The 23,533-nt window shown below is 49.7% G+C and carries 19 protein-coding genes; 8 read left to right on the top strand and 11 right to left on the bottom strand.

Annotated features, from left to right (window positions below; all coding sequences use genetic code 11):
- Window positions 1-243 precede the first annotated feature (243 nt).
- Complete coding sequence (locus IE064_RS15435; RefSeq protein WP_189618644.1) at window positions 244-609, top strand: hypothetical protein; 366 nt, start codon at window positions 244-246, stop codon at window positions 607-609.
- Between the two features lie 441 nt (window positions 610-1,050).
- Window positions 1,051-2,577 carry a GmrSD restriction endonuclease domain-containing protein gene (locus tag IE064_RS15430; RefSeq protein WP_189618643.1) on the top strand — a complete coding sequence of 509 codons (1,527 nt, stop codon included), beginning with the start codon at window positions 1,051-1,053 and terminating at the stop codon, window positions 2,575-2,577.
- A 428-nt stretch (window positions 2,578-3,005) separates the two neighbouring features.
- Here the strand turns inward: IE064_RS15430 and ppa are convergent, their stop codons facing one another.
- Window positions 3,006-3,539 (bottom strand): inorganic diphosphatase, encoded by a 534-nt coding sequence (gene ppa / locus IE064_RS15425; RefSeq protein WP_189618642.1) that lies wholly within the window; start codon window positions 3,537-3,539, stop codon window positions 3,006-3,008.
- Between the two features lie 122 nt (window positions 3,540-3,661).
- Complete coding sequence (locus IE064_RS15420) at window positions 3,662-4,651, bottom strand: class 1 fructose-bisphosphatase (RefSeq protein ID WP_189618641.1); 990 nt, start codon at window positions 4,649-4,651, stop codon at window positions 3,662-3,664.
- A 203-nt stretch (window positions 4,652-4,854) separates the two neighbouring features.
- On the opposite strand from IE064_RS15420, the gene IE064_RS15415 reads away from it, so the two are divergent.
- On the top strand, window positions 4,855-7,071 hold the full coding sequence (locus IE064_RS15415) for a S9 family peptidase (RefSeq protein ID WP_373295281.1): 2,217 nt from the start codon (window positions 4,855-4,857) through the stop codon (window positions 7,069-7,071).
- A 20-nt stretch (window positions 7,072-7,091) separates the two neighbouring features.
- Here the strand turns inward: IE064_RS15415 and IE064_RS15410 are convergent, their stop codons facing one another.
- On the bottom strand, window positions 7,092-8,303 hold the full coding sequence (locus IE064_RS15410; protein ID WP_189618639.1) for a cation:proton antiporter: 1,212 nt from the start codon (window positions 8,301-8,303) through the stop codon (window positions 7,092-7,094).
- A gap of 110 nt (window positions 8,304-8,413) precedes the next feature.
- On the opposite strand from IE064_RS15410, the gene IE064_RS15405 reads away from it, so the two are divergent.
- Complete coding sequence (locus IE064_RS15405) at window positions 8,414-9,259, top strand: universal stress protein (RefSeq protein ID WP_189618638.1); 846 nt, start codon at window positions 8,414-8,416, stop codon at window positions 9,257-9,259.
- 7 nt (window positions 9,260-9,266) lie between these two features.
- Here IE064_RS15405 and IE064_RS15400 read toward each other — a convergent pair whose 3' ends face one another.
- Window positions 9,267-10,148 (bottom strand): LysR family transcriptional regulator, encoded by an 882-nt coding sequence (locus tag IE064_RS15400; RefSeq protein ID WP_189618637.1) that lies wholly within the window; start codon window positions 10,146-10,148, stop codon window positions 9,267-9,269.
- Between the two features lie 95 nt (window positions 10,149-10,243).
- On the opposite strand from IE064_RS15400, the gene IE064_RS15395 reads away from it, so the two are divergent.
- Together IE064_RS15395 and acnA are read left to right on the top strand one after the other, a co-directional pair.
- A complete protein-coding gene (locus tag IE064_RS15395) occupies window positions 10,244-10,393 on the top strand; it encodes a hypothetical protein (RefSeq protein WP_189618636.1) in 150 nt (49 codons plus the stop codon).
- A 193-nt stretch (window positions 10,394-10,586) separates the two neighbouring features.
- On the top strand, window positions 10,587-13,253 hold the full coding sequence (gene acnA, locus IE064_RS15390; protein WP_189618635.1) for an aconitate hydratase AcnA: 2,667 nt from the start codon (window positions 10,587-10,589) through the stop codon (window positions 13,251-13,253).
- A 53-nt stretch (window positions 13,254-13,306) separates the two neighbouring features.
- Here the strand turns inward: acnA and IE064_RS15385 are convergent, their stop codons facing one another.
- Entirely contained in the window at window positions 13,307-14,581 is a 1,275-nt protein-coding gene (locus tag IE064_RS15385; RefSeq protein ID WP_189618634.1) for a sensor histidine kinase, read from the bottom strand.
- 33 nt (window positions 14,582-14,614) lie between these two features.
- Window positions 14,615-15,952 carry a response regulator c-di-GMP phosphodiesterase, NosR family gene (gene nosR, locus IE064_RS15380; RefSeq protein ID WP_189618633.1) on the bottom strand — a complete coding sequence of 446 codons (1,338 nt, stop codon included), beginning with the start codon at window positions 15,950-15,952 and terminating at the stop codon, window positions 14,615-14,617.
- Window positions 15,953-16,149: 197 nt separating this feature from the next.
- On the opposite strand from nosR, the gene IE064_RS15375 reads away from it, so the two are divergent.
- A complete protein-coding gene (locus IE064_RS15375) occupies window positions 16,150-17,292 on the top strand; it encodes an HDOD domain-containing protein (protein WP_189618632.1) in 1,143 nt (380 codons plus the stop codon).
- 161 nt (window positions 17,293-17,453) lie between these two features.
- Complete coding sequence (locus IE064_RS15370) at window positions 17,454-18,101, top strand: class I SAM-dependent methyltransferase (protein WP_189618631.1); 648 nt, start codon at window positions 17,454-17,456, stop codon at window positions 18,099-18,101.
- A 118-nt stretch (window positions 18,102-18,219) separates the two neighbouring features.
- On the opposite strand, the gene IE064_RS15365 is transcribed toward IE064_RS15370, so the two are convergent.
- The 5 genes from IE064_RS15365 to IE064_RS15345 are packed head-to-tail and all read right to left on the bottom strand — an operon-like array spanning window position 18,220 to window position 23,059.
- Entirely contained in the window at window positions 18,220-18,651 is a 432-nt protein-coding gene (locus tag IE064_RS15365; protein WP_189618630.1) for a nitrate reductase cytochrome c-type subunit, read from the bottom strand.
- On the bottom strand, window positions 18,648-19,532 hold the full coding sequence (gene napH / locus IE064_RS15360) for a quinol dehydrogenase ferredoxin subunit NapH (RefSeq protein WP_189618629.1): 885 nt from the start codon (window positions 19,530-19,532) through the stop codon (window positions 18,648-18,650). Before napH ends, IE064_RS15365 begins: the two co-directional genes overlap by 4 nt.
- The gene (gene napG, locus IE064_RS15355) at window positions 19,529-20,254 is read right to left on the bottom strand and encodes a ferredoxin-type protein NapG (protein WP_189618628.1); all 726 of its coding nucleotides are present in this window, start codon (window positions 20,252-20,254) and stop codon (window positions 19,529-19,531) included. Before napG ends, napH begins: the two co-directional genes overlap by 4 nt.
- 29 nt (window positions 20,255-20,283) lie before the next feature.
- Window positions 20,284-22,767, bottom strand: a complete 2,484-nt coding sequence (napA, locus tag IE064_RS15350; protein WP_189618627.1) for a nitrate reductase catalytic subunit NapA — start codon at window positions 22,765-22,767, stop codon at window positions 20,284-20,286.
- Window positions 22,768-22,792: 25 nt separating this feature from the next.
- Window positions 22,793-23,059, bottom strand: coding sequence for a chaperone NapD (locus IE064_RS15345; RefSeq protein WP_189618626.1), 267 nt, complete (start codon window positions 23,057-23,059; stop codon window positions 22,793-22,795).
- Between the last annotated feature and the right edge of the window lie 474 nt (window positions 23,060-23,533).

Raw genomic sequence — 23,533 nt, 5'->3', positions numbered from 1 at the left:
AGATTTTTATACCAAATCGTTTGCAACGGACTTAAGGTTTACGTTGCGCGACAATTTTGATCTCTCGCAATGTTAAAATCTCTAAAATGTTCATAATATTTTATCTAACAATATTTTAAAAACATCTTGCTAATTAAGATTTAAATACAAAGTATGGGTAATACTTTGTTATGTGAATTTTTCTATGCTGTTTATTTATTTTTATTGTTAGTTTTATATCAAGTTTCTAATTTAAGGAAAAATATGAAAACTTTTGGTTTTGCAATTGCTTCTGTATTATCAGTTGTTGGTATCTCATTTGTCGTGCTTTTTTTAGATGCCGATATTGGTGATGTAATGTTTGCCATGCTAAGCGGCAGTTTTGCTGCAATGCTAATGTCTGTTGCCAGTATTTTTAAAAATATAGAACCGCAAAAAATATCACAAATGATGTTATTCTCGATTATTGCATCTGCAGCCACATGGCTTATAGCAACGATTGCATTAAAAATAACTACAATATCTTTATTCAATACAACCGCCTTAGCTTTTGATTTAATCATTGGAATGATTGGTTCCATCGCCACCTATTGCTACTTATTAGATGAATTTACCGCTAACAAGGAATAATTGAAAAATTAACATCTTCTGGTCGTGGAACTGCTTGTTCCACACCAGAGGGCTAGACGGCTTCGCCCCCTTACCGATCCCCCTGCCGCCCCACGGCGTAAAACGCTGCGGTGCTTCTGGTTTGCCATTTTCGCAAATCGCCGCCAACTCGGAATCCATTCCTCGGCGCGACTTCTTCGGCATCCATGCCTCGATTGCTCAATAGCTGCCCAACGCACCTGCGCTGTGCCGAAGGGGAATTGGTGCTGCCTGACAATTCAGTGGAGAAATTCAACACTAATTGGTGGGTGTCCCAATTTCGTCCTTTTTGTTGACGTGAATACCTTTTACTTCTTTACCTTAGAAAAATGTGAACTATATCGTATATCTTATATTTTTCTGTTTACATGTTGAATAAGATGATAGTAGAAACATTTTATACAACTAAATTTTAGGTCATGTATGAGTTCTAAAGTAATTTTGGATGCACTTCTTCCAAGGGCTGATTTTCTTGTCGAAGGCGATAGTTCTAATTATGGGAAAAATATTACAGAACTATCAGCGCAAAATATTGGTAAAAATGGAGGTTTTTTACTAGAATTTTTGCGGAAGCCAGACTTTCAAAGAGAGACAAATGAATGGGACTCTACTCAAATAATTTCCTTGGTTGAAAGTTTCTTAGACGGAGAGCTAATTCCTTCAATTATTCTTTGGAAAAATTCAGCTAATTTTATTTTTGTTATCGATGGTGCTCATCGGCTTAGTGCACTTTTATCTTGGTTATATGATGATTATGGTGATGGTGAAATATCTTTAAAATATTTCGGTGGTGATATTTCTGAAGAACAAAAGAAGATCGCTGCAGATACTAGAAAGAGAATTGAGAGTAAAATAGGTTCTTACGATGACTTTATGCAGAAGTCTAGTCATCCAAATGCAACTGGAGAACAAAAAAGTAGGAAGCTTAATTTATTAACGTCAGCTTTGGCTGTCCAATGGATTAATGGTAATGCAGAAAAGGCAGAAGTTTCATTTGAAAAAATAAATCAGCAGTCTAGTCCTTTAAGTCAAATTGAAAGAGTTCTTATAAAGGAGCGAAAAAATACATATGGAATTGTTTCAAGGGCAATATATTGGGGTGGAACAGGTCATAAATATTGGCGTGATTTTGAATCAAGTATTCAGGCCGATATCGAAAATAAAAGCAATAAAATAAATGAGATGCTTTTTAAGCCAACATTGAAGTCTAGATTAGATTCTTTAAATTTACCAATCGGTGGTACTAACCTAGGAAGCAAGGATCAACAGCTAATTTTAAGTCTAGTTAAAATTATTTATCAGGATGATGATAACTTGAGTAAACAGCAGAATGTTGTAAACTGCTTAAATAAAACGCTGAAAGTTATTCGTCAAATAAATAGTGAACATGCATCTTCCTTGGGTTTTCACTCAGTCGTGTATGTGTATGATGAATCTGGCTTATTTAGACATGGTTATCTTCTTGGATTGATCGATTTCTTCATAAAGATAAAAGATTTAAATCATTTCACTAAAGTTAGAGGAAAGTTTGAAACTTTTTTGTTCGAAAGAAAAAATTATTTACAGCAGATAGTTAAGGTTAAAAAATCTTCTTATGATAGTCAAGGAGAGGCAATTTCAGATTTTTATTGTTTTCTTCTTAATAACATTGAACTCTCGTATGATGATCTAGAAAAAGCGATTGAAAGTAAATTTGAATTTATTGATGTTCGGAAAAGGAGTATATCCTACGGCTCTACACCACATGGTCGTTTCCAAATGCATCATAAGAATAATATTTTTATTCGAGAAAGAATGGCTAATGAGCTTAAGTGCCCTATCTGTCATGGCTTTATGGGAGGAAAGTTTAATTCAACAGATCACATTATAAGGAAAGAAGATGGTGGAACCAATGATGTATTTAATGGCCAAAATACACATTTGTTCTGTAATACAACATTCAAGAACTAAGCAACAATAATGTAGCTACAAATTATTAAGCTTTTTCAACTTGACTATATAGACAACACCAATTCCCCTCGGCGCGGCGAAGGAGCGTTGGGCAGCCATTGAGCAATCGAGGCAAGGATGCCGAGAAGCGATGGTGAGTCATGGATGACGAATCAGCGCGATTTGCGAAAATGGCAAACCATAAGCCCGTAGCGTTTCGCGACGTCGGGGCAGCAAGGGGTTTGATAAGGGGGCGAGGCTGATCAGCCCCCTTGTCTCGTAGTGTGAGCGCGAAAGCTCACGACTTTCGCAACCTCAGGTTGCAATCACGCAGTGATAGCTTCTGCCAAGCGCAGCTTGGTATGGCGTAAGCCATTGCCGTCAGGCTACAAAAACAAAAAAGCCCGCGATTGCGGGCCTTTTCCAGCGAACAACCAACCAAAGGTAAATTACTTACCTTGATTGTAACGTTCTGCACTGGTGAGAATTTCCGCACGGGCAGCAGCGGCATTTTCCCAGCCGTCAACTTTTACCCATTTACCTTCTTCCAGATCTTTGTAGTGTTCAAAGAACTGTTTGATCTGCGCTTTCAGCAGTGCTGGCAGATCGTTCACATCTTGGATGTGTTTGTATTCTTTAGAAACTTTGTCGTGTGGTACGGCTACGATTTTGGCATCTTCGCCAGATTCGTCGGTCATCTTCAATACGCCAACTGGGCGGCAACGGATCACGCTACCGGGTTGCAGTGGGTACTGAGTTGGTACCAGCACGTCAACTGGATCACCATCCAGGCTCAGGGTCTGGTTCACGTAGCCGTAGTTGCATGGGTAAAACATGGGCGCAGTCATCATGCGGTCTACAAACAGCGCGCCGGTGTCTTTGTCTACTTCATACTTGATGGGATCGTGGTTCTGAGGAATTTCGATCACGACATAGATATCGTCTGGCAGGGATTTGCCCGCAGGCACAGCAAGTAAGCTCATTTATTTGTCCTTTCACTATCAGTGGAATCTTGGCGATATCGCCGCGATTAGCGTCATGTGGCGGCTATTATAACGCGATTTAGCGGCTTGCCAACGCTGGCAGGCCGCCGGGCCGTGAGTCATTACAGTTCTGGTTCTTCGCTGTAGTCAAGACTGTGGTATTCCAGGCAGGTCGCCACTTCGTTGGCTGAACCGAGGATAACCGCTACGCGTTGATGAATCGCTTGTGGCTGAATGTCCAGAATATCCTGGTAACCAGTGCTGGATTTACCGCCCGCCTGTTCCACCAGTAACGACATAGGGTTGGCTTCGTACATTAAGCGCAGTTTGTATGGTTTCTGCGGATTCTTGTTGTCGGTGGGGTAGGTAAAAATACCGCCACGACTCAGTACTCGGTGCACATCGCCTACCATGGCGGCAATCCAGCGCATATTGAAAGACTTTTCCCGCGGGCCGATTTTACCCAGCAGCAGGTCGCCAATATAAGTCTGCATCGGCGCTTCCCAAAACTGCTGGTTGGACATATTGATGGCAAATTCGGCGGTGTCTTTGGGGATGCTGACCGCTGGATTGGTCAGCCGATATTCACCACTTTGTGGGTCAAGGGTAAACAGCTGCACACCGTGGCCGGTGGTCAGCGCCAGCATGGTGGCCGGGCCATACAACACATAACCGGCAGCCACTTGATGGCGACCACTTTGCAGGAAACTCTGTTCATTCACCTCGCCTTGTGGTGCTGGCAATACCGAAAAGATAGTGCCTACCAGCGAGTTGATATCGATATTGGATGAACCATCCAGCGGGTCAAAACACACCAGATAATCACCGTGATCGCCAAGCACTACTGGGAAATCTTCCTCTTCAGACGCCAATGCACGCACCGTACCGTCGGCACGCAACGCATCTTTCAGCATCTCATTGGTGATCACGTCCAGTTTTTTCTGGGTTTCACCCTGCACGTTTTCGTGGTCAGTGCTGCCGAGGACGCCAGCCAATGCTCCACGGCGCACGGCGTTGCTGATAGCGACAGAGGTCGAGGCGAGGGTCTGGAGCAGTTGCGCCAGCGATGCCGGAATAGCTTGAGTGGCTAAGGTTTGAGCCAGGGTTTGCATGCTGTTTCCTTATGTGAATTCGGGAGCCGATCCTGGGGGGCAATCATAGCGCAAAAATCCACAGTTTTCAGCGGTTACATGGCAGGTTTGTCCATCCGTAAAAAAATAAGGCAGAATGGAGCGCTAAAGTTATCAGGCGCTTTCTGATACATAGCTAATGGAATAACAATAACATGACCCGACACTGGATTTACTCTGTACTTATGGCAATTCCACTCTCACTTGGCAGCGCGGCCAGCAGCGCGCAAACCCTTAACGGCGGCCGCGAGCCACTCACTGTAGATCGGCTTTATGATTCGCCAGATCTGGCGGGCAGTAGCCCCCGGCAACTGAAGTTGTCACCGGATGGCTCGCGGGCGACTTTTCTGGTGGGGCGTAAGGAGAATCTGCATTTTTACGATCTGTGGCAAATGGATGTGGTTAGCGGCAAGGTCAGTATGTTGCTGGATGCGTCTAAATTGCAGCAGGGCGAATTATCTGATGAGGAAAAAGCCCGCCGCGAACGGCAGCGGATTTATGGTGAAGGCATCATGGAGTACGCCTGGGCCGATGATGGCAAAGCGCTGCTGATCCCCTCAGCCGGTAAACTCTATTATTACACGCTGGCCGATGGCAAAGTGCGGTTATTGCCGACTGGCGATGGTTTTGCCACCGATGCCAAACTGTCACCCAAGGGGCACTATGTCACCTTTGTTGCCGGGCAGAATCTATGGCTACTGACACTGGCGAACGATAAGCTCACGCAACTGACCAAAGACGGTGGCGGCGTGATTAAAAACGCTATGGCCGAATTTGTAGCGCAGGAAGAGATGGGGCGCATGACCGGCTACTGGTGGGCGCCCGATGAATCGGCGATTGCCTTTAACCGGGTGGATGAATCACCAGTAGAAGAAGTCACCCGTAATGAAATTTATGCCGATGGTATCAAGCTGACCCAGCAACGTTACCCGGCAGCGGGCACTGCGAACGTGCAGATAAAGCTCGGGGTGATTGCACTGCCGCAGCAAACGGTGACATGGATTGATTTGGGCCAAGACACGGATTTTTATCTGCCGCGGGTAAAATGGTTGCCGGATAGCCGTCATCTGTCATTCCAGTGGCAAAGCCGCAATCAGCAGCAGTTAGACCTGCGCGTGGTGGATGTGCACTCAAGCCGAGCGCCGCAAACGTTGGTCGCTGAACGCAATAACATCTGGATTAATCTCAATGACGATCTGCATTTCCTCAAGCAGGGCGGCTTCCTGTGGACCTCTGAGCGCAGCGGCTTTAAGCATATCTACCGATTCGCCGCCGACGGCACAGTCACCCAGCAGTTGACTCACGGTGACTGGACGGTCGATAGCATCAGCCATGTGGATGAAAAACAGGGCTGGGTATATTTCACTGGCCGTAAAGACAGTGATATCGAGAAGCAACTGTATAAAGTGCGTTTCGATGGCAGCGAGTTTACTCGTTTATCAACCCGGCATGGGATGCACCAAGCGGTATTTGCCGATAATAAAGCGGTGTATTTGGATTACTTTGACTCGCTATCACAGCCGCCGCAGGTGAGTTTGCATGATGCTGAGGGTAAGCGTCTGGCGTGGGTGGAAGAAAATGCCGTCAAACCAGGGCACCCCTTATATCAATACGCAGGCCTGTGGCAGTTGCCCGAGTTTGGCACATTGACGGCTGAAGATGGGCAGACCTTGCACTATCGGTTGTTCAAGCCCGTTAATTTTGATGCGCACAAGCAATATCCAGTGTTAGTACGGGTGTATGGTGGCCCACATGCACAGATGGTGGTGAACAGCTGGAGCAGTCAGGATTACTTCACCCAATATCTGTTGCAACAGGGCATTGCCGTGTTCCAGTTGGATAATCGGGGTTCTGGTCATCGCGGCCTGCGCTTTGAGCAGGTGATCTATCAACACTTGGCGGTTGCCGAAGTGGCCGATCAAAAGCAAGGTGTTGATTATCTGCGGACTTTGCCGTGGGTGGATGCTAACAAGATTGCCATATATGGTCACAGTTATGGTGGCTACATGGCGCTGATGTGTAAGTTGAAGGCACCGGATTACTTCAAGGTGGCGATCAGCGGCGCACCGGTGACCGACTGGTCGCTGTACGATACCCATTACACTGAACGGTATCTGGGCAATCCCCATGATAATGCCGAAGGCTATCGCTTAAGCAGTGTGCTGCCGTATATCGGCAGTTATCAAAGTGGTTTATTGATGTATCACGGCATGGCGGATGACAACGTGCTGTTTGAAAACAGCACTCGCGTATACAAGGCGTTGCAAGATGACGGTAAGCTGTTTGAAATGATCAACTATCCGGGCGCCAAGCATTCCATGCGTGGCAATAAGGTCAAAACGCATCTGTATAAATCGCTGACCGATTTTCTGGAGCGGCAGTTTAAGCTGCATAACCACTAACTGATAATCAAAAAACGCCGCTACTGCGGCGTTTTTTGTGAATGATTGTTATGGGACAGCAGGGTTTTCAGTAACAGCGGCCCCAACAAGGTGGTTATGGCAATTACCAACACCAGTCCGGTAAAAATATCGGTGGTGATAATCTGTAATTGCTGGCCGAATTGGGCAAACACCAGCCCGACTTCACCGCGTGGTATCATGGCACTCCCCACCAGCCACTTATCGCGCCACGGGCCTTGTACCGCCAAGCCCGCCAGTAGTTTGCCCGCCAGCGCCAGCAATACCATGCCGCATAACAGCAGCAGGTGAGTGCCACTCAGTTGCAGGTGGCTGACATCAATACTGATGCCAACATAAACAAAAAATACTGGCGCAAACACCTCGGTGAGTGGCTGCATGGCATGTTCCAGCTTATTGGTAAAGGCAAATGGATTTTGCAGATAACGCTGCCATGGCCAAACAAATTGTCGTGATAACGCTAACCCCGCAGAAAAACCACCAAGCAGTGCTGGCGCGCCCGCATGATGGGCCAGCCAGGCAAATAGGCAGATCAACGCCAGCATCACCACCGCTTCATAACCTTCATTGTGGGCATGACCGCTGGCAAAGCGCAGCAGATAGATCAACAGGCGGCCTAGCGGTGGGGCAAATACCAAAAATACTAACAAGGTCAGCACCAGTTTGAGCAGTGGCAGTGGCGCAAAGCCTGCGCCAGTGGCAAAGCTAAACAGCAAACTCAGCAGAATCACCCCGGCGATATCATCCGCCACCGCTGCGCCGAGAATAATCTGGCTACTGTGTTGCTGTTGTTGTCCGGCATCTTTCAGCACCCGTAATGAAATACCGATGCTAGTGGCGGTGAGGGCGCAGCCGTAAAACAGTGCGGCAAACGGGGGCAGTGACAACCAATAAAACGCCGCCACTCCGGTAAATAGCAGCGGTAGCACAATACCACTTAAGGCGACCAGTAGTACCTGTGAGCCGGCGTGATACAGGCGTTTGATGGAGGTTTCTGTGCCGATGCTGAATAGCAGCAGAATGATCCCCAGCTCGGCAATATTGGCGAGTAACGGATTTGGCGCCAGCCAGCCTAACGCTGATGGCCCAAGCAGTACTCCGGCGGCAATTTCCCCCACCACTACCGGCCAACCAAAGCGCTGACAGGTTTCTCCCAGTAACCGGGACAGTAGCAAGATCAAAAACAACGCGATTAGCAGGTCATCTATCGGCACGTTTTGCCCCCGCTTTGATACACTTAATCAGAGGGTTTACATCAATCCCCCACCTATTGAGTAGAGTCCAATTTCTGCTTAAACACCAGTAGAAATACGGGAGAAATCAGATGGGTAAACTATTTATTATCGAACCGCACGAATCCGCGCACACCGATGTCATCACCAAGGGCTTGCAACTGGCGAAAATGTTGCAAAAGTCGCCAGAGATTTTTGCCTACTGCTATGAGTACTTTTATGGTGATCCAATTATTTATGAAGAAGCCAAACAGCAATTGCAGCAGCATAAACAGCAGCAACTGCTAGAGCGTTTACAGCAACTAGACGCAGGCGATGTGCCATTACACGTGGTGTGGTGTAAGTACCTTTATGAACACGCTTGCGAATATGCTGCCAATGAAGGCTTTGATCTGATCGTCAAGGGTATCCACGCAAGTGAACATATGTTGCCGACCGACTGGCAACTCTTGCGTACCACCAAAGTGCCGGTGATGTTGTTGACACAAAATCCGTTGCAGCGTGGTAACAGTGTGTTGATGGCGTTGGATCTGGATACTGAAAATACACAAAAACAGCAACTTAATCAGCAAGTGCTGCAACACGCCAGAACGCTGGCGGAGGCTACCGGCGGCCAGCTGCATTTAGCCTATATTTTGCGGGTGCCCAGATTGATCCGCGATCTGGAGGTGCTGAATGTGCAGCAGTTGGTGAAGGATGCTTATCGGCGTCATCAGTTAACACTGGCCGAAATAGGGCTGCCAAAAGAACAGATCCATATCATCGGCGGCGAACCTGACTTGTGCCTGTATCAACTGGCTTGTCGGCTCAAGAGCGACTACCTGGTGATGGGCGTCCGCCAACGTAAAGGGTTGATGGGTTGGATGCTTGGTAATACCGCTGAACAGATCCTGCTACGCAGCCGCAGTGATGTGTTGGTCATTCCAAGCTCCAGTTGATTGCCACCTAAGAGCGATGACGACTCAGTGTCAGCAGCGCCTCAGCCGCAGGCGTTAATGGCAGGTTATTACGCCAGATAAGTCCAATCTGCCAGAACAGATCTTTCTCCATTGGCCGGAATACCAGTCGGCTTTTGTCGAGTTTATTGCAGATGGGCTCTGGCAAAATGGCGACGCCCATGCCTTCTTCCACCATGGCACCGAGAAAATCCCACTGACCGCTACGAAAAGCAATGTTCAGGGTCACGCCAGCTTCTTTGGTGAGGCGGGCAAACAATTTTGCCAGTGAGAAATCTTCGTTGTACAGAATGAACGGATATTGCGCTAAATCTTGCCAACTGATGCGTTCTTTGACCGTCAGTGGATGCTCATTGGGTAGACACACTTTGAGTGGATACCCCTGTAGCGGCGAAGCCGATAACTGTTCAGAGTTGGTTACTGGCAAGGCGGTAAAGGCAATATCCAGTGAGTCGGCCAATAATGCCTGCTCACAACCAAAACCACCGTATTCCTGCATGTGCAATTCAACGCCGGGATAAGTTTGGCGGAACTTGGTCAGCAGATCTATCGTCAGCGTGCTCATCATCGGACACACGCCCAAGCGTAGATGGCCTGACTTCAGGCCGGAAAGGTTCGCCAGATCCTGTTCCATACGATGCCACTGCCCGATGATTTGGCTGGCACTGGCGTGGAAAATCTGTCCCGCTTGGGTCAGTTCCACCTTTTGATTACTACGGATCAACAACTGCTGATCCAGGGTTTCTTCCAGCCGCTGGATCATTTTGCTTAATGTCGGCTGGGTCAGATACAACTGTTCGGCTGCCCGGGTAAAGTTGCCGATCTCCACCAGCCGTAAAAAGCAATGCAATGTCTTGATTGGGATATTCATTCTATTATGGAATCCTACCTATGGAATTAATTCATTTTACCTATAGCTGCTCTAATACTAAAGTCGTATACAGACAAAGAACAGAGGAATTTGCCATGAAATCCGCACAGTGTGGTTGGGTAAGCGCCCTTTACGAAGCTGCGACTGCCGCAGTCCCTGAAACTAAGGCTAAACCAGCTAAGGTTAACAATCAGGGTTCGTGGAAAGGCAGTTTCCATTTCCACAAAAAAGCTAAAGCAGCTTAATCCATCCAGTTACAAAAGCCCAGAATCGCCCGCGAATAAGCGGGCGTTTTTTTCACTGTTCTAATCTATAAATTCTTTTACATTATATATTTTTAATCATTAAAATTTTATTGCGCCTTGAGATAGCGCTGTAGATCCCATATGCTGGAAACACGACGAGGATTCAGACGAACTCAACTCAGGGAGAGTAGTGATGTCCAAGCTCAAGTTTCAGGCTCAAGCCCAACGCCAGCTAAAAGTCGGCGAAAACACCTACCTTTATTATTCACTTACTGATGGCCCGTTAACGCATTATCACGATGTGGTGAGGCTGCCCATCAGCAGTAAAATTCTGCTGGAAAACATCCTGCGGCATCTGCATACCGAGCATTGTGAACTGTCGGCACTGGAAGCCGTGGCCAACAGCCATGGTAAGGGCAGCTCACAGGAGATTGCTTACCATCCGGCGCGGGTGCTGATGCAGGATTTCACCGGGGTGCCGGCAATTGTCGATCTGGCGGCGATGCGAGCGGCCTTGGTGGCACGCGGTGGTGACCCACAAAAAATCAATCCACTGTCCAAGGTGGATTTGGTGATTGACCATTCCGTCAGCATTGAAAAATTTGCCAGTGACAGCGCGTATCGAGAAAACGTGGCAATAGAGATGCAACGAAATCAGGAGCGTTATCAGTTTCTGAAATGGGGCCAGGGTGCATTTGATAATTTCTCTGTGGTACCTCCGGGCACCGGTATTTGCCATCAGGTTAACCTAGAGTACTTAGCGAAAGGCGTCTGGAGTCAGGTGACCGAGGCTGGCACTGTGGTGTATCCCGACACCTTGGTCGGCACCGACAGTCACACCACGATGATCAATGCGCTCGGGGTTTTAGGCTGGGGCGTGGGGGGGATTGAAGCCGAAGCGGCAATGCTGGGTCAGCCAATCTCTATGCAACTGCCGGATGTGGTGGGTTTTGAACTCAAAGGCAAATTGAATGAAGGCATTACCGCTACCGACTTGGTGTTGCGCGTAGTGCAGATGTTGCGGCAGCACGGTGTAGTGGGTAAGTTTGTCGAATTTTATGGTGACGGCCTAGATCTATTGCCGCTGGCGGATCGCGCGACCATTGCCAACATGGCACCGGAATATGGCGCTACCTGCGGTTTCTTCCCGGTCGATGCCAAAACCCTAGAATATCTGCGTTTGAGTGGTCGTGACGAAACCACCATCGCCTTGGTTGAGGCTTATACTAAGGCGCAGGGATTATGGCGTGAAAGCGGTGCGCCCTCACCGCAATTCTCGGCAACACTGAGTCTGGATTTGTCATCCGTTGAACCCAGTTTGGCTGGGCCAAAGCGGCCACAGGATCGGGTGCCGCTATCCGCCATGAAACAGGCGGCCGAAGATGCCATCAAACTTTCTGGCCGCGATGATTTGTCACAACCGTTTACCCTAGCAGGCACTGATGTGCCAATGCACCACGGTGATGTGGTGATTGCGGCCATTACCTCCTGTACCAATACCTCTAATCCGGCGGTAATGCTGGCGGCCGGGCTGCTGGCGCAAAAAGCCCTCGCCAAAGGGCTGGCGCGTAAACCTTGGGTGAAATCGTCACTGGCACCTGGTTCCAAAGTGGTAACTCAGTATCTGGCAAAGGCGGGGCTGCAACCGGCACTGGATGCCTTAGGGTTTAATCTGGTGGGGTATGGTTGTACCACCTGTATCGGCAACTCTGGGCCATTGCCGGACAATGTAACGCAGGCGGTCAGTGAACAGAAAATTCATGTGTCTTCTGTGCTATCGGGCAATCGCAACTTTGAGGGTCGTATTCATCCACTGGTGGAATCTAACTGGCTGTGCTCGCCGCCGCTAGTGGTGGCGTTTGCGCTGGCGGGAACCACCCGTATTGATCTGTCGCAAGATGCTATCGGCCAGGATCCCGCGGGTAATCCGGTGTATCTGAAAGATATCTGGCCGTCGAATGCCGAGATTGCCGCATTGCTGGCGGATATCACTCAGCAACAGTTCCGCGAACAATACGCCGATGTGTTCCGTGGTGACGATAACTGGCGTGCCATTGATACTGGTACTGGTAGTACCTATCAATTTGATATGAACTCCACCTATATCCAGCAGCCACCGTTCTTCGAGCCCGCTTATGCTGGTAATCAGGCCGATATTAAAGGTGCCGCAATCTTGGCGTTGCTGGGGGATTCGGTTACAACGGATCATATCTCGCCAGCCGGGGTGATCCCTAAGGACAGCCCGGCAGCGCAGTACTTGCGCAGCCACGGGGTGGCGGAGCAGGACTTTAACTCTTATGGTTCACGCCGTGGCAATCATGAAGTGATGATGCGCGGCACCTTTGGCAATATCCGTATCCGCAACGAGATGGTGCCTGGGCACACCGGCGGCGTAACCCGCCTGAGTGGCGAGCAACAGGTCCGCTTCATTTACGATGCGGCGATGGCATACCAGCAGGCACAGATCCCCACCGTCGTAGTGGCTGGCAAAGAGTATGGCACCGGCTCCAGCCGTGATTGGGCGGCCAAAGGCACCTTGCTCTTAGGGGTAAAAGCGGTGATCGTGGAGAGTTTTGAGCGTATCCACCGTTCCAACCTGGTGGGCATGGGAGTGCTGCCGCTACAGTTTAAAGACGGCGAAAATCGTCAAACCCTGAAACTCAGCGGCGACGAACACTTTGATATCCTCGGGCTGGGGTCATCACTCAAACCCAATCAGGATATCAGCGCCGTGATCCATTATGCTGATGGCAGCAGCAAGCACATTAGTTTGCTATGTCGCCTCGACACTGAAATGGAAATTGCTTATTACCGTGCAGGTGGGGTGCTGACCTATGTACTGAACCGACTTGTCGCATAAGCGGTAATAAAAAATGGCGCTAAACAGCGCCATTTTTTGTGTCAAAACTTGCACTATTGCCGCAGACGACGCTCGCCTTGTAGCGGTAATCTCACTACAAATTCAGTCCCTTCACCGACTTTGCTGCTGACGCTGATTTTGCCGTGCTGTTTCTGGATAATGCTGTAAGACAGAGATAATCCCAGCCCTGTACCGCTGCCAACGGGTTTGGTGGTGTAAAAGGGTTCAAATATCTTATTGAGGTTTTGTGGTTCGATACCACAGCCACTGTCCCTGATGCTAATTTCAACACCCTGATCCTGCGGCATGGTATGGATAGAGATCCAGATGTCGCCATTGCCTTCAATCGCTTGGGCGGCATTCATCAGCAGGTTCATAAATACCTGGTTCAACTGCATTGGCTGGCAATACACTAGCGGTAAGCCTTGCTGATAATCCTTATGTAACTGAATCCGGTATTTCAGCTGGTTATTGATGATTTTTAGCGTATTTTCCATACCATCAATCAGATCGGCATATTGCCAGTCACTGTTGTCCACATGGGAGAATGACTTAAGACTATTAACAATTGCCGCCACCCGATTGATGCCATCGAGTGATTCTTCCAGCAACTGTTTAATATCATCGCGGATAAAACTGAACTGCTGTTGCACCATCAACTGCTGCAATTGCTGCCGCTGCTGCTCATTGAGCAGACTTTCAGTGTGATGGATAATATTCAGCAGACGCTCCACATAGTCTTGCAGACTTTGTAGGTTCGAGCCGATGAAACCGATAGGATTATTAATCTCGTGGGCGATACCCGCAGCCAGTTGCCCGATTGATGCCATTTTTTCTGCTTGCACCAGTTGGCCGCGAGCAGCCTCCAGCTTATCCATCAGTTGCTGTTGCTGCTCGTGCCCGGCAGCGAGTTCTTGCGCCATCTGATGTTTGACTTGCGCATAACAGCTTCCGGCATCCAGCAGCAGACATAAGGTTTTGACCACTCCATCGTTGATGGCTAGCGGCACTATCTCCATATGCAATACGGCGTTGACGTTGTCGGTTGTGGTATCCGTTTCTGGGATAAATTCGAAAGCTTCAGGAGGATGAATATCGGAGGGGAAGGAGTCTCCGGTTCTGCTGGCGACATTATCCAGATGTTGTTGCAACAACGGCGCTTGATGCGAACACTCTTGCAGTAGTGAGCTTCCCAAGCGGACTTCTGCTGGGAGTTGCAACGCCGTGCTGAAACGCGAATTGATGTAGAGAATGCGATACTTCCGGTCGACGATGCAAATCCCTAATGGCAGTTTGTCCAGTAGTGACGCCAGCGAATGGTTGTTCATAGTAACTCCTACTTGCTACCGTTGCTAACTGGTTCAGGCGTTGGCTGGTTTGGCTTTTGCCGCGGATTCCAGCTGCAGTCGCAGTACGGTTTTATGCTTGGTCTGGTATTCCCGCAGTTTATCCAGAGACTGTTGGGTGAGCACATGGCCTTTAGGCAATAACAGCATCTGATTCCGATTGTATAAATTGTGGCTTAGCTGCATTCCCGGTTGTAGCAGATCTAAGGTAACGCCCTGTACATCATCTACCGAGGGCTTATCCAGTTGATGCTGTTGCAACAGTTTTTCCATAATGCCGATAAGCTTAGGATCGTATACTGATCCTTGTTGCCGTTTCAGCCAGGCAATGGCTTCTTCATGTGTATGCACATTCTCACTGAGGCGTTTGAACATCAGCCCCCAGAAGTCCCTAGCAACGGCCAATATGCGTGATCCCAAGGGAATATTCTGCTCGCTCAAGGCATCGGGCACTCCGGTACCATTATAGTGCTCATATTGGTGCAGGATCAGTTCTACCATGGGTTGTAGGTGCTGCGCCGGAGCCATAATCTCTTCGGCAAGCTGTGGATGAAAGCGATACAAGCGGTGATCTGAGGTTCCCAGCGCGTGAAACGGTTTGTCCAACAAGGCGGAAGTGAACCCCAGTTTACCAACTTCACTGTAAAGCCCGGCATTGCTGATCAGCTGTTGCTGCTCGGCACTTAAGCCTAATGCTCGCGCCAGATCTCCACAGGTCTGACTGACACGCCTTGCGTAATCACCACTGAGGCGGGGATTGATGGAGATGATGTTATATAGCAGCTGCAGGATGGCATCGTTTTCACTTTCTCTTTGCGCCACCAAAGATTTCAACTGTTGCAGACTTTGCCTTAGCTGGCGGGTGCGTTGTTGAACTTGTTCTTCCAGCGATTGGTTAAGCTGCTTCAACTGGGCATTCTGCTGCTCTACCTGAACGGTGAGCTGTCTATTGGCTTGCAGTAAACGGTGGTAGTCCAGACCTTCGTCGACAGCGGCCAATAGCTCGGCATTGTCCCAAGGTTTTTGGATATAACGTTGAATACGCCCAATATTGACCGCCGCAATCGTCGATGCCAAATCTGCGTAACCCGTCATTAGAATACGGTAGGCGTTGGGTTGCAACTTGGCTGCCTGCTGCAGAAATTCTGCGCCATTCATCTGTGGCATCCGCATATCACAGATGATAATTTCCACTGTGTGTTGCTGCATTAGCGTCAGTGCGGTTTCACCACTTTCCGCTAACAGCAATACACAGGGGTGACCAAGAAACAACCTTTGCAGTGCCTTCAGGATGCTAGGTTCATCATCGACACAAAGGATGGTTGCTGGGGTATCATTAGCCAGTTCTATCATCGGCAGGTTCCTTGCTCCCGGTCGCTGGTACACTTGTCCGTTGCCAGTTAAATTTATGATCTAAAATGAATACTAGCAAGTTAGTCTGCTGCTGATGACCCTGATATGTGACCTCAGTAGATGACATGACAGGCGACAAACCTTGTCACAACGCTTATGGTAGTCGGGTGACTTACGCTGCAGGAGGGAAACCGCACATGAGTCAACTCAAGGTCGTGTTTATTGATGATGATATGCTGATGCTCAATGCATTGCTGCGGGTCGCCAAGAGATTGCGCCCACAGTGGGATTTTGTGCTGTGTGATCAGCCTAGCCGCTGGTTGGAGTTTTGTGGCGATGGTAAAGAACTGAGCGCTGATGTGGTGGTCAGTGATTATGTGATGCCCGGCATTAACGGTAATCAGATCCTCCAACAGGCCAGCCATAAACTGCCGACGGCCATTCGTGTGTTGTTGACGGCCGATGCTTCATCCGAGGTGTTTCAACAGTTAGAGTCCTACGGCCACTTCGTTTTCTCTAAACCGTTTCGAGAAGCGGATCTGGAACATCTATTCAACTGTGCAGAGCGCCTGCAGAAACTGCCGTTTACGCTGGAGGATCGGCGCCGAGTCGGGCGCATTAATCAGTTGCCGATAATGCCGCAGTTGGTCATGCAACTACGGCAACTGCTGGCAGATCCTGACTCTGATCTTAGTGATTGTGCGGAACTGGTGGTTCATGACCCGGTAGTCAGTGGCAAGCTGATCCAAAGTGCTAACTCGGCGCTGCTGGGCTACAGTCGCCAGACTTCGTCGTTACAAGAAGCGATTACGCGTTTGGGGGCCAAGCTGACCGAGGCAATTATCACCACATTGCTGATTGGCGAAGATATCCGGCACCGTTTGCCAGCGTCAGTGCACAGCCATATTAATGATCAGGCATTTATCCATGCCAATTACTGCCGCCGTCTAGCGCAGTATGCTGGTATGCCGGTGGCACAGCGGGATATGCTATTTTCGGCGGCACTGCTAAGTGCCATTGGTCAACTGCTGCTGGAGACGCTGAAACTGACGTCGGCCGAGGAGTTGCCCGAAAGCCGCAGTGACTTTGAGGACGCCACACTGCTGAGTGCTTATATCCTGACCTTGTGGGGATATCCCCAGGCATTTTGCCAGATCCTGATGATGCAAGATCTGCCCACAAATGAAGACTCCGAAGAAGGCAAGATGGCATTCATACTGTTTTTAGCGAAGCGGCTGATGCTCGATGGTGCCAAAGCGGCCGAGGTGCTGCAGGCCATGATTGAAAGCAAAGATGTTGCGGAGGGATTTCGCCGTCTCAGCAATGAGCTAGGCTACTGATATCATGCTGATAGGCCCAAGATGCCTTGCGTCAGTCAGCCGCTTACTCTTAGTTGCGGATAACCAGCAATCCTTTTACCGTTAACAGCCATAATCTGCGAGTAAATAGGGCTTGACGGTGATAAAGTGTCGCCGTTTTTTCAGGAACAATGGAGTGATGTTTGTCAGCGCAGATTTGCCCGCTTTGCGGTGATAGTGGTCAGAAACAAGCGGTAGCCGCACGAGTGGCGCGGCGTTATCTGGTGTGTAGTCACTGCCAATTGATCTTTCTGACCGCCGCAGATCGCCTATCGCTGGCTGACGAGCGCGCGTATTACGCCACCCATAACAACAGTATCGATGATGCGGGCTATGTGGCGTTTTTAATGCGCCTGTTGCAGCCAGTTCTACCTTGGTTGTCAGCTTCAATGCAGGGGCTGGATTTTGGCTGTGGCCCAGGACCGACGATGTCGCAGTTGTTGGCGCGGCAGGGAATTGCCTGTGACAATTATGATCCGGCGTTTTTTCCTATCACTTTACGAGCACAGTATGATTTCATTCTGGCAAGTGAGTGTTTCGAACATTTCCATCAACCCGCCAACGAAATTGCACGGTTAAGTGAGCATTTGTCACCTGGAGGCATCCTCGGAGTGATGACTGACCGTTGGCAAACGCCCGCACAGTTTTATGACTGGCACTACACCCGTGATCCCACCCACTGCAGTTTTTTCCATCTCGACAGTTTTCGCTGGATATGCCAGCACTTTGGTATGACGTTGCTATTTCATGATGAGCGGCGGGTGGTCATACTGCAGAAAAACGCCAACTGATGCGGCTATCTATCCCGCAATGCACTCTCATCATAAAAAGACTAGGCCCCCGATCCGTGGGAGCCTTGCCTGATCACTTTATCCCCAGGAACACCAGATAAGGTGATTTCTTGCCCATTCACTGCTGGCTGAAACTGTTGCCAACCAGCGGTTGTTTATTGTCTGCTTGTGGCACATGGCATTGAGTACAGAAGTAATTCTGGCCCTTCAGTGTGCCTTTATCATCAATGACATGGGATTTTGCCACTGGCGTGGCCTTCATTTTAGAAGCTTTATCCCAGCTATGGCAACCCAGACAGCTGTTACGTTGCAGCGTGATGGGATAATCCGCTTTGTGGGGGATTAATGGTGGCTGCTCAGAAAAATTACGGTTGATAGCCGTACCGCGGGTGGGGTATTGGGCTTCGCTGTCAGCGGCAGCGTTGCTGGTCACTGGCGCTTTGCCGCCGAGCGAGGTGACATTAACGGGTTTGGCTGCAGTAGTAGCGTGTTGGCCGCTGCAACCGGCGATAACCATCAACAGTGCAGCTAAGGTGAGGTTTTTTTTCATTGCTCGTTCTCCGCCTTGTGGGCAAATCGTTGGAATTCTTTGTTAAATCGGTTTTTGTATTGAAAAACTTCGGCAGCGCAGACATCGATACAACGTCCACACAGGGTGCAGTCGGCGTCGCTGATCAGCCGTTGTTGGCCTTTGAGTGCAGGTTTTAGCAGCTGTCGTTCTGGGCAGACACTGAAGCAGTCCATACAGTTATTACAGGCTTCTCGCTTCACGGCCGCTATTTTCACCGGGGACAGTTTACCTAGCAGTCCATACAGGGCACCGGTAGGGCAGACATGGGAACACCATAACCGTTCTGCCAGCAGCAAATCGGCTAAAAATATGGCGACGATAATGCTGATACCGGTGACATTGCCAAAGAGCAGTGCGCGGTAGAGTATGGGAACCGGGTTGAGCCACTCCCACACGGTAAAACCTGTCAGCATTGGCAACAGCAGCACCAGCGCCAACATAAAGTAGCGGAATTTCCCCGGCAGTTCTGGCGTCCGCGGCAGGTTGAAGCGCCGTCGCAACCAGGCGGCAAAATCCGTGACCATATTGACGGGGCAGACCCAACTGCAAAACACTCGACCACCCAGCAAACCGTAGAACAGCCCAATCAGTATGGCCCCTAACAGCAGCTGGAATTGTGGCAAGTGTCCTGTCAATAACACCTGTAAGGTGGTGAGCGGATCGGCTAGCGGCACCGTATCTAGCAGCAGACTGGCAGAAAGATTACCTTGTAGCAGCCAGATACCCGCCCACGGCCCCATAGCAAACAGCGTCAGCACTGTGAGTTGGCTGGCTCGGCGCAACAGCAAGAACCGATGCGCTTTCCAGAACCCCAGACGGGCAATCGCCGCTGCGGCAAAACGGCTGGAAGGATGGCTCATGGTTTGAATCCTCCGTTCAGCATCTCCAGCGTAACGCTACCGGTATCCTGATATGTGTCGTGAGCGGCAGCTTTTCCCTGTGCTAGTGCAGGTGGCAACACCTTGATGGCTGGCACATCCAGCACACAGGCATGTTCACATTTACCACAGCCCGTGCACTTGTCGCTATTAACGACCGGAATAAACAGCGCGTGATGGTCGCTGTGATGGTTGCGGCTCATCTCAATGCTGATGGCCTGATCCAGCAACGGGCAGACACGGTAACACACGTCACAGCGCAGTCCCTTGAAGTTAAGGCAGGCTTTTTCATCAATGAGTACCGCAACGCCCATTTTCGCCTCACTAATATCATGTAGCGAGGGATCTAGCGCGCCAGATGGACAGGCTTTGACACAGGGAATGTCATCGCACATCTCACAAGGAATGTCTCTGGCACTAAACCAGGGCGTGCCCATGGGCGCTGGCGCAAACCAGCGTGCCAGTTGCAAGGTATCATAGGGACAAGCTTCAACACACAGGCCACAGCGCACACAGGCGGATAGAAACTCCGCTTCGGCCAAGGCCGCGGGGGGCCGCAAGGCTTGTGGCCCCAATTGCTGCGCGCGAGCGATGGCCACCAGACCACTGCCGACCAAGCCAGCGGCACAGGCATAACGGGCCGACGTCGCCAGAAACTGGCGGCGATTTAACCCTTTAAGCGGTGGCGACTGCGTGGTCATCATCTGTCTCCTGCGGTTTGCTGCGCTGTCATTCACGCCTTCATGACTTTCACTGGGCATTTTTTAAAGTCGGTTTCTTTTGACAGCGGATCGGTGGCATCCAGCATCAACTTATTCACCAACTGCCGTGCGTCAAAGAACGGCATAAACACCACGCCACGAGGCGGTTTATTACGGCCTTTCGTTTCAACACGGGTTTTCAGTTGACCGCGAGATGAGGCGACTACCACTTCATCGCCGCGTTTCAGCCCACGCGCGCTGGCATCTTCCGGGTGCATAAATATCTGTGCATCTGGGTAAGCGCGGTACAGCTCTGGTACTCGGGCGGTCATGGTCGCGGTGTGCCAGTGTTCCAACACGCGGCCAGTACTCATCCACAGATCGTATTCTGCGTTCGGTTCTTCTGCCGCCGGTTCATAGGGCAGGGCGAAGATCACCGCTTTGCCGTCCGGTTTGCCGTAGAACTGATAACCGCTGCCAGCTTTTACATAAGGATCTGCACCTTCCACAAAGCGGCGTAGCGTTTCCTTACCGTTAACAACGGGCCAACGCAAACCGCGGCTGGCGTGGTAAGCATCAAAGTCGGCGAGATCATGACCATGACCGCGACCGAAGCTGGCATACTCTTCAAACAGGCCTTTTTGCACGTAAAAACCAAAGTGCTGTGATTCATCATTGAGTGCGGCTTGGCAGTCACTGACCGGGAATTTGTTGACCACGCCGTTGGCAAACAGCACATCGAACAATGTTTTGTCAGCATATTCTGGTTTCTTCGCCACGAGTTCTGTTGGCCACACTTCGGCCACTTTGAAACGTTTGGCAAATTCCATCAGTTGCCACAGGTCAGACTGGGCGCCTTGTGGGGCTTTTACCTGCTGATGCCACATGTGCGTGCGGCGTTCGGCATTACCGTAGGCGCCTTCTTTTTCCACCCACATAGCGGTTGGCAGGATCAGATCGGCGGTCATGGCCGTCACCGTTGGATAGGGATCGGACACCACGATAAAGTTTTCTGGATGGCGGAAGCCGGGATAAATCTCTTCGTTAATGTTGGGGCCAGCCTGCATGTTGTTGGTACACATGCTCCAATAACAGTTGAGCTTGCCATCTTTTAGCATGCGGCTTTGCAGTACCGCATGGTAACCCGGTTTAGCCGGGATCGAGCCTTCTGGTAACTGCCAGATTTTTTCAGCAATGGCGCGGTGTTTGTCATTGGTCACCACCATATCGGCGGGCAGACGATGGGCAAAGGTACCCACTTCGCGTGCGGTGCCACAGGCAGAAGGTTGACCGGTTAATGAATAGGGGCTGTTACCGGGAGTGGAGATTTTGCCAGTCAGCAGATGCAGGTTGTACAGCATATTGTTTGCCCATACGCCACGCACGTGCTGGTTGATGCCCATAGTCCACAGGCTGATCACCTTGATGTTGGGATCGGCATAGGCTTTTGCCAGCTCGAGCAGTTTTTCTGGCGCAACGCCACTCATCTTGGCGGCATATTCCAGCGTGTAGGTGCTGACAAACTGGGCGTATTCTTCAAAAGTTATCGGGCTGGATTTACCGTTGCCCGGATTTTTCGCTTTCTGTTCCAGCGGATGATTTGGCCGCAGCCCATAACCTATGTCGGTCACGCCTTTGGCAAAGTGAGTGTGTTTGCTGACAAAGTCCTGATTGACTGCACCATTCTGAATAATGTAGTTAGCGATAAAATTGAGGATGACCAAATCGGATTGTGGTTTGAACACAATCGGGTTATCCGCCAGGTCGAAGGAACGATTCTGGAAGGTGGACAGCACATGCACCTTGCTGTTGGGATTACTTAAACGCCGGTCAGATAAGCGCGCCCACAGTACCGGATGCATCTCCGCCATGTTGGCGCCCCACAGCACAAAGTGGTCGGCGGCTTCTAGGTCATCATAACAGCCCATCGGTTCATCAATACCGAAGGTACGCATAAAACCAACCACGGCCGAGGCCATGCAATGACGGGCGTTAGGGTCGATGTTGTTGGTGAGAAAACCGGCTTTATGCAGTTTGACCGCCGCATAACCTTCCCATACGGTCCACTGACCAGAGCCGAACATACCAATACTGGTGGGGCCCTTAGTTTTGAGGGCGTGTTTCCACTTTTCTGCCATCACATCAAAAGCAGTATCCCAACTGACCGGGGTAAATTCCCCTTCTTTGTCATACTTGCCGTCCTTCATTCGCAGCAATGGCGTGGTCAGACGATCTTTTCCATACATAATTTTTGACAGGAAGTAGCCTTTGATGCAGTTCAGCCCACGGTTTACTGGACTTTCCGGGTCCCCTTTGGTGGCGACAACTTTGCCATCACGGGTGCCTACCAGTACCGAACAACCGGTACCACAGAAGCGACAAGGGGCTTTATCCCATTTGATATTGTCACTGTGTTCAGCAGCTTCAACAATTTTCACTGGCAGCGTGGCGCCAATGGCCGAGGCCGCAGCAACAGCGGCATTGGCTTTTAGAAACTCGCGGCGACTTATGCTCATAGTGTTTCCTCGTTTTTTATGATCGTTATGAATGGCTGAAGGTTTCAACCTGGTGATAGACAAGGCTGCTGGACAACACGCCCGGCAGTCGGTTGATGGTTTCCACTTGCTCAAGGACGGATTGTTGGTTATCAGCTTCGATAGTGACTACTAACTTGCCTTCTTGGGTGCTGGCATGGATTTCGGTGCCGGATAGCCGCGAAATATCAGCACTAACCTGACCGATATGACCGGGATCAGCATGGATCACCAGACTGGTTATGTGGTATTCCTGAGTTAACGGTTGATACATATTCAACTACCTTCGCGGAGTTCCGTGGCTTGCCAAAGGTTGGCGATTGGCCTAGAAGCGGTATGTGCGAAAAGTCTAGAACTTAGCAAAGTTAGAGAGATATACCCCGCAAGAGGTAATCCGGGGGATAGGCGATCGAGATCATAATTTTCATAGTGATCCTGTTCGCAATTTTTCAAATTATCGGGTATTGAGGGTTGTGATGGCGGCAACCGGATGTTAATGCCGTTATGGTTGCATTAAAGCGTCATAAACCCGGCTTATCTTATTCGCTGGTGAGTTTTAGCCGATGAGTTATGGAAAAGACAGCAATGATGCCAGGAAGGCGCCCATCTCTGTTTGTACCTTTCTGTTCAGCATTCCTGGAAATTTAAAACGTAAATTTATTACCTTTTAAGGTTAATTTAAGTTGTTGTTGCCGCATAAATTTAAAAATTTACGTATTTATATTACATGTATCGTTCTAGTGTGATG

Origin of the sequence: Shewanella fodinae (assembly GCF_014651955.1) — a bacterium.
GTDB classification, from domain to species: Bacteria; Pseudomonadota; Gammaproteobacteria; order Enterobacterales; family Shewanellaceae; genus Shewanella; species Shewanella fodinae.
This window is presented reverse-complemented; position numbering and strand designations above follow the sequence as displayed.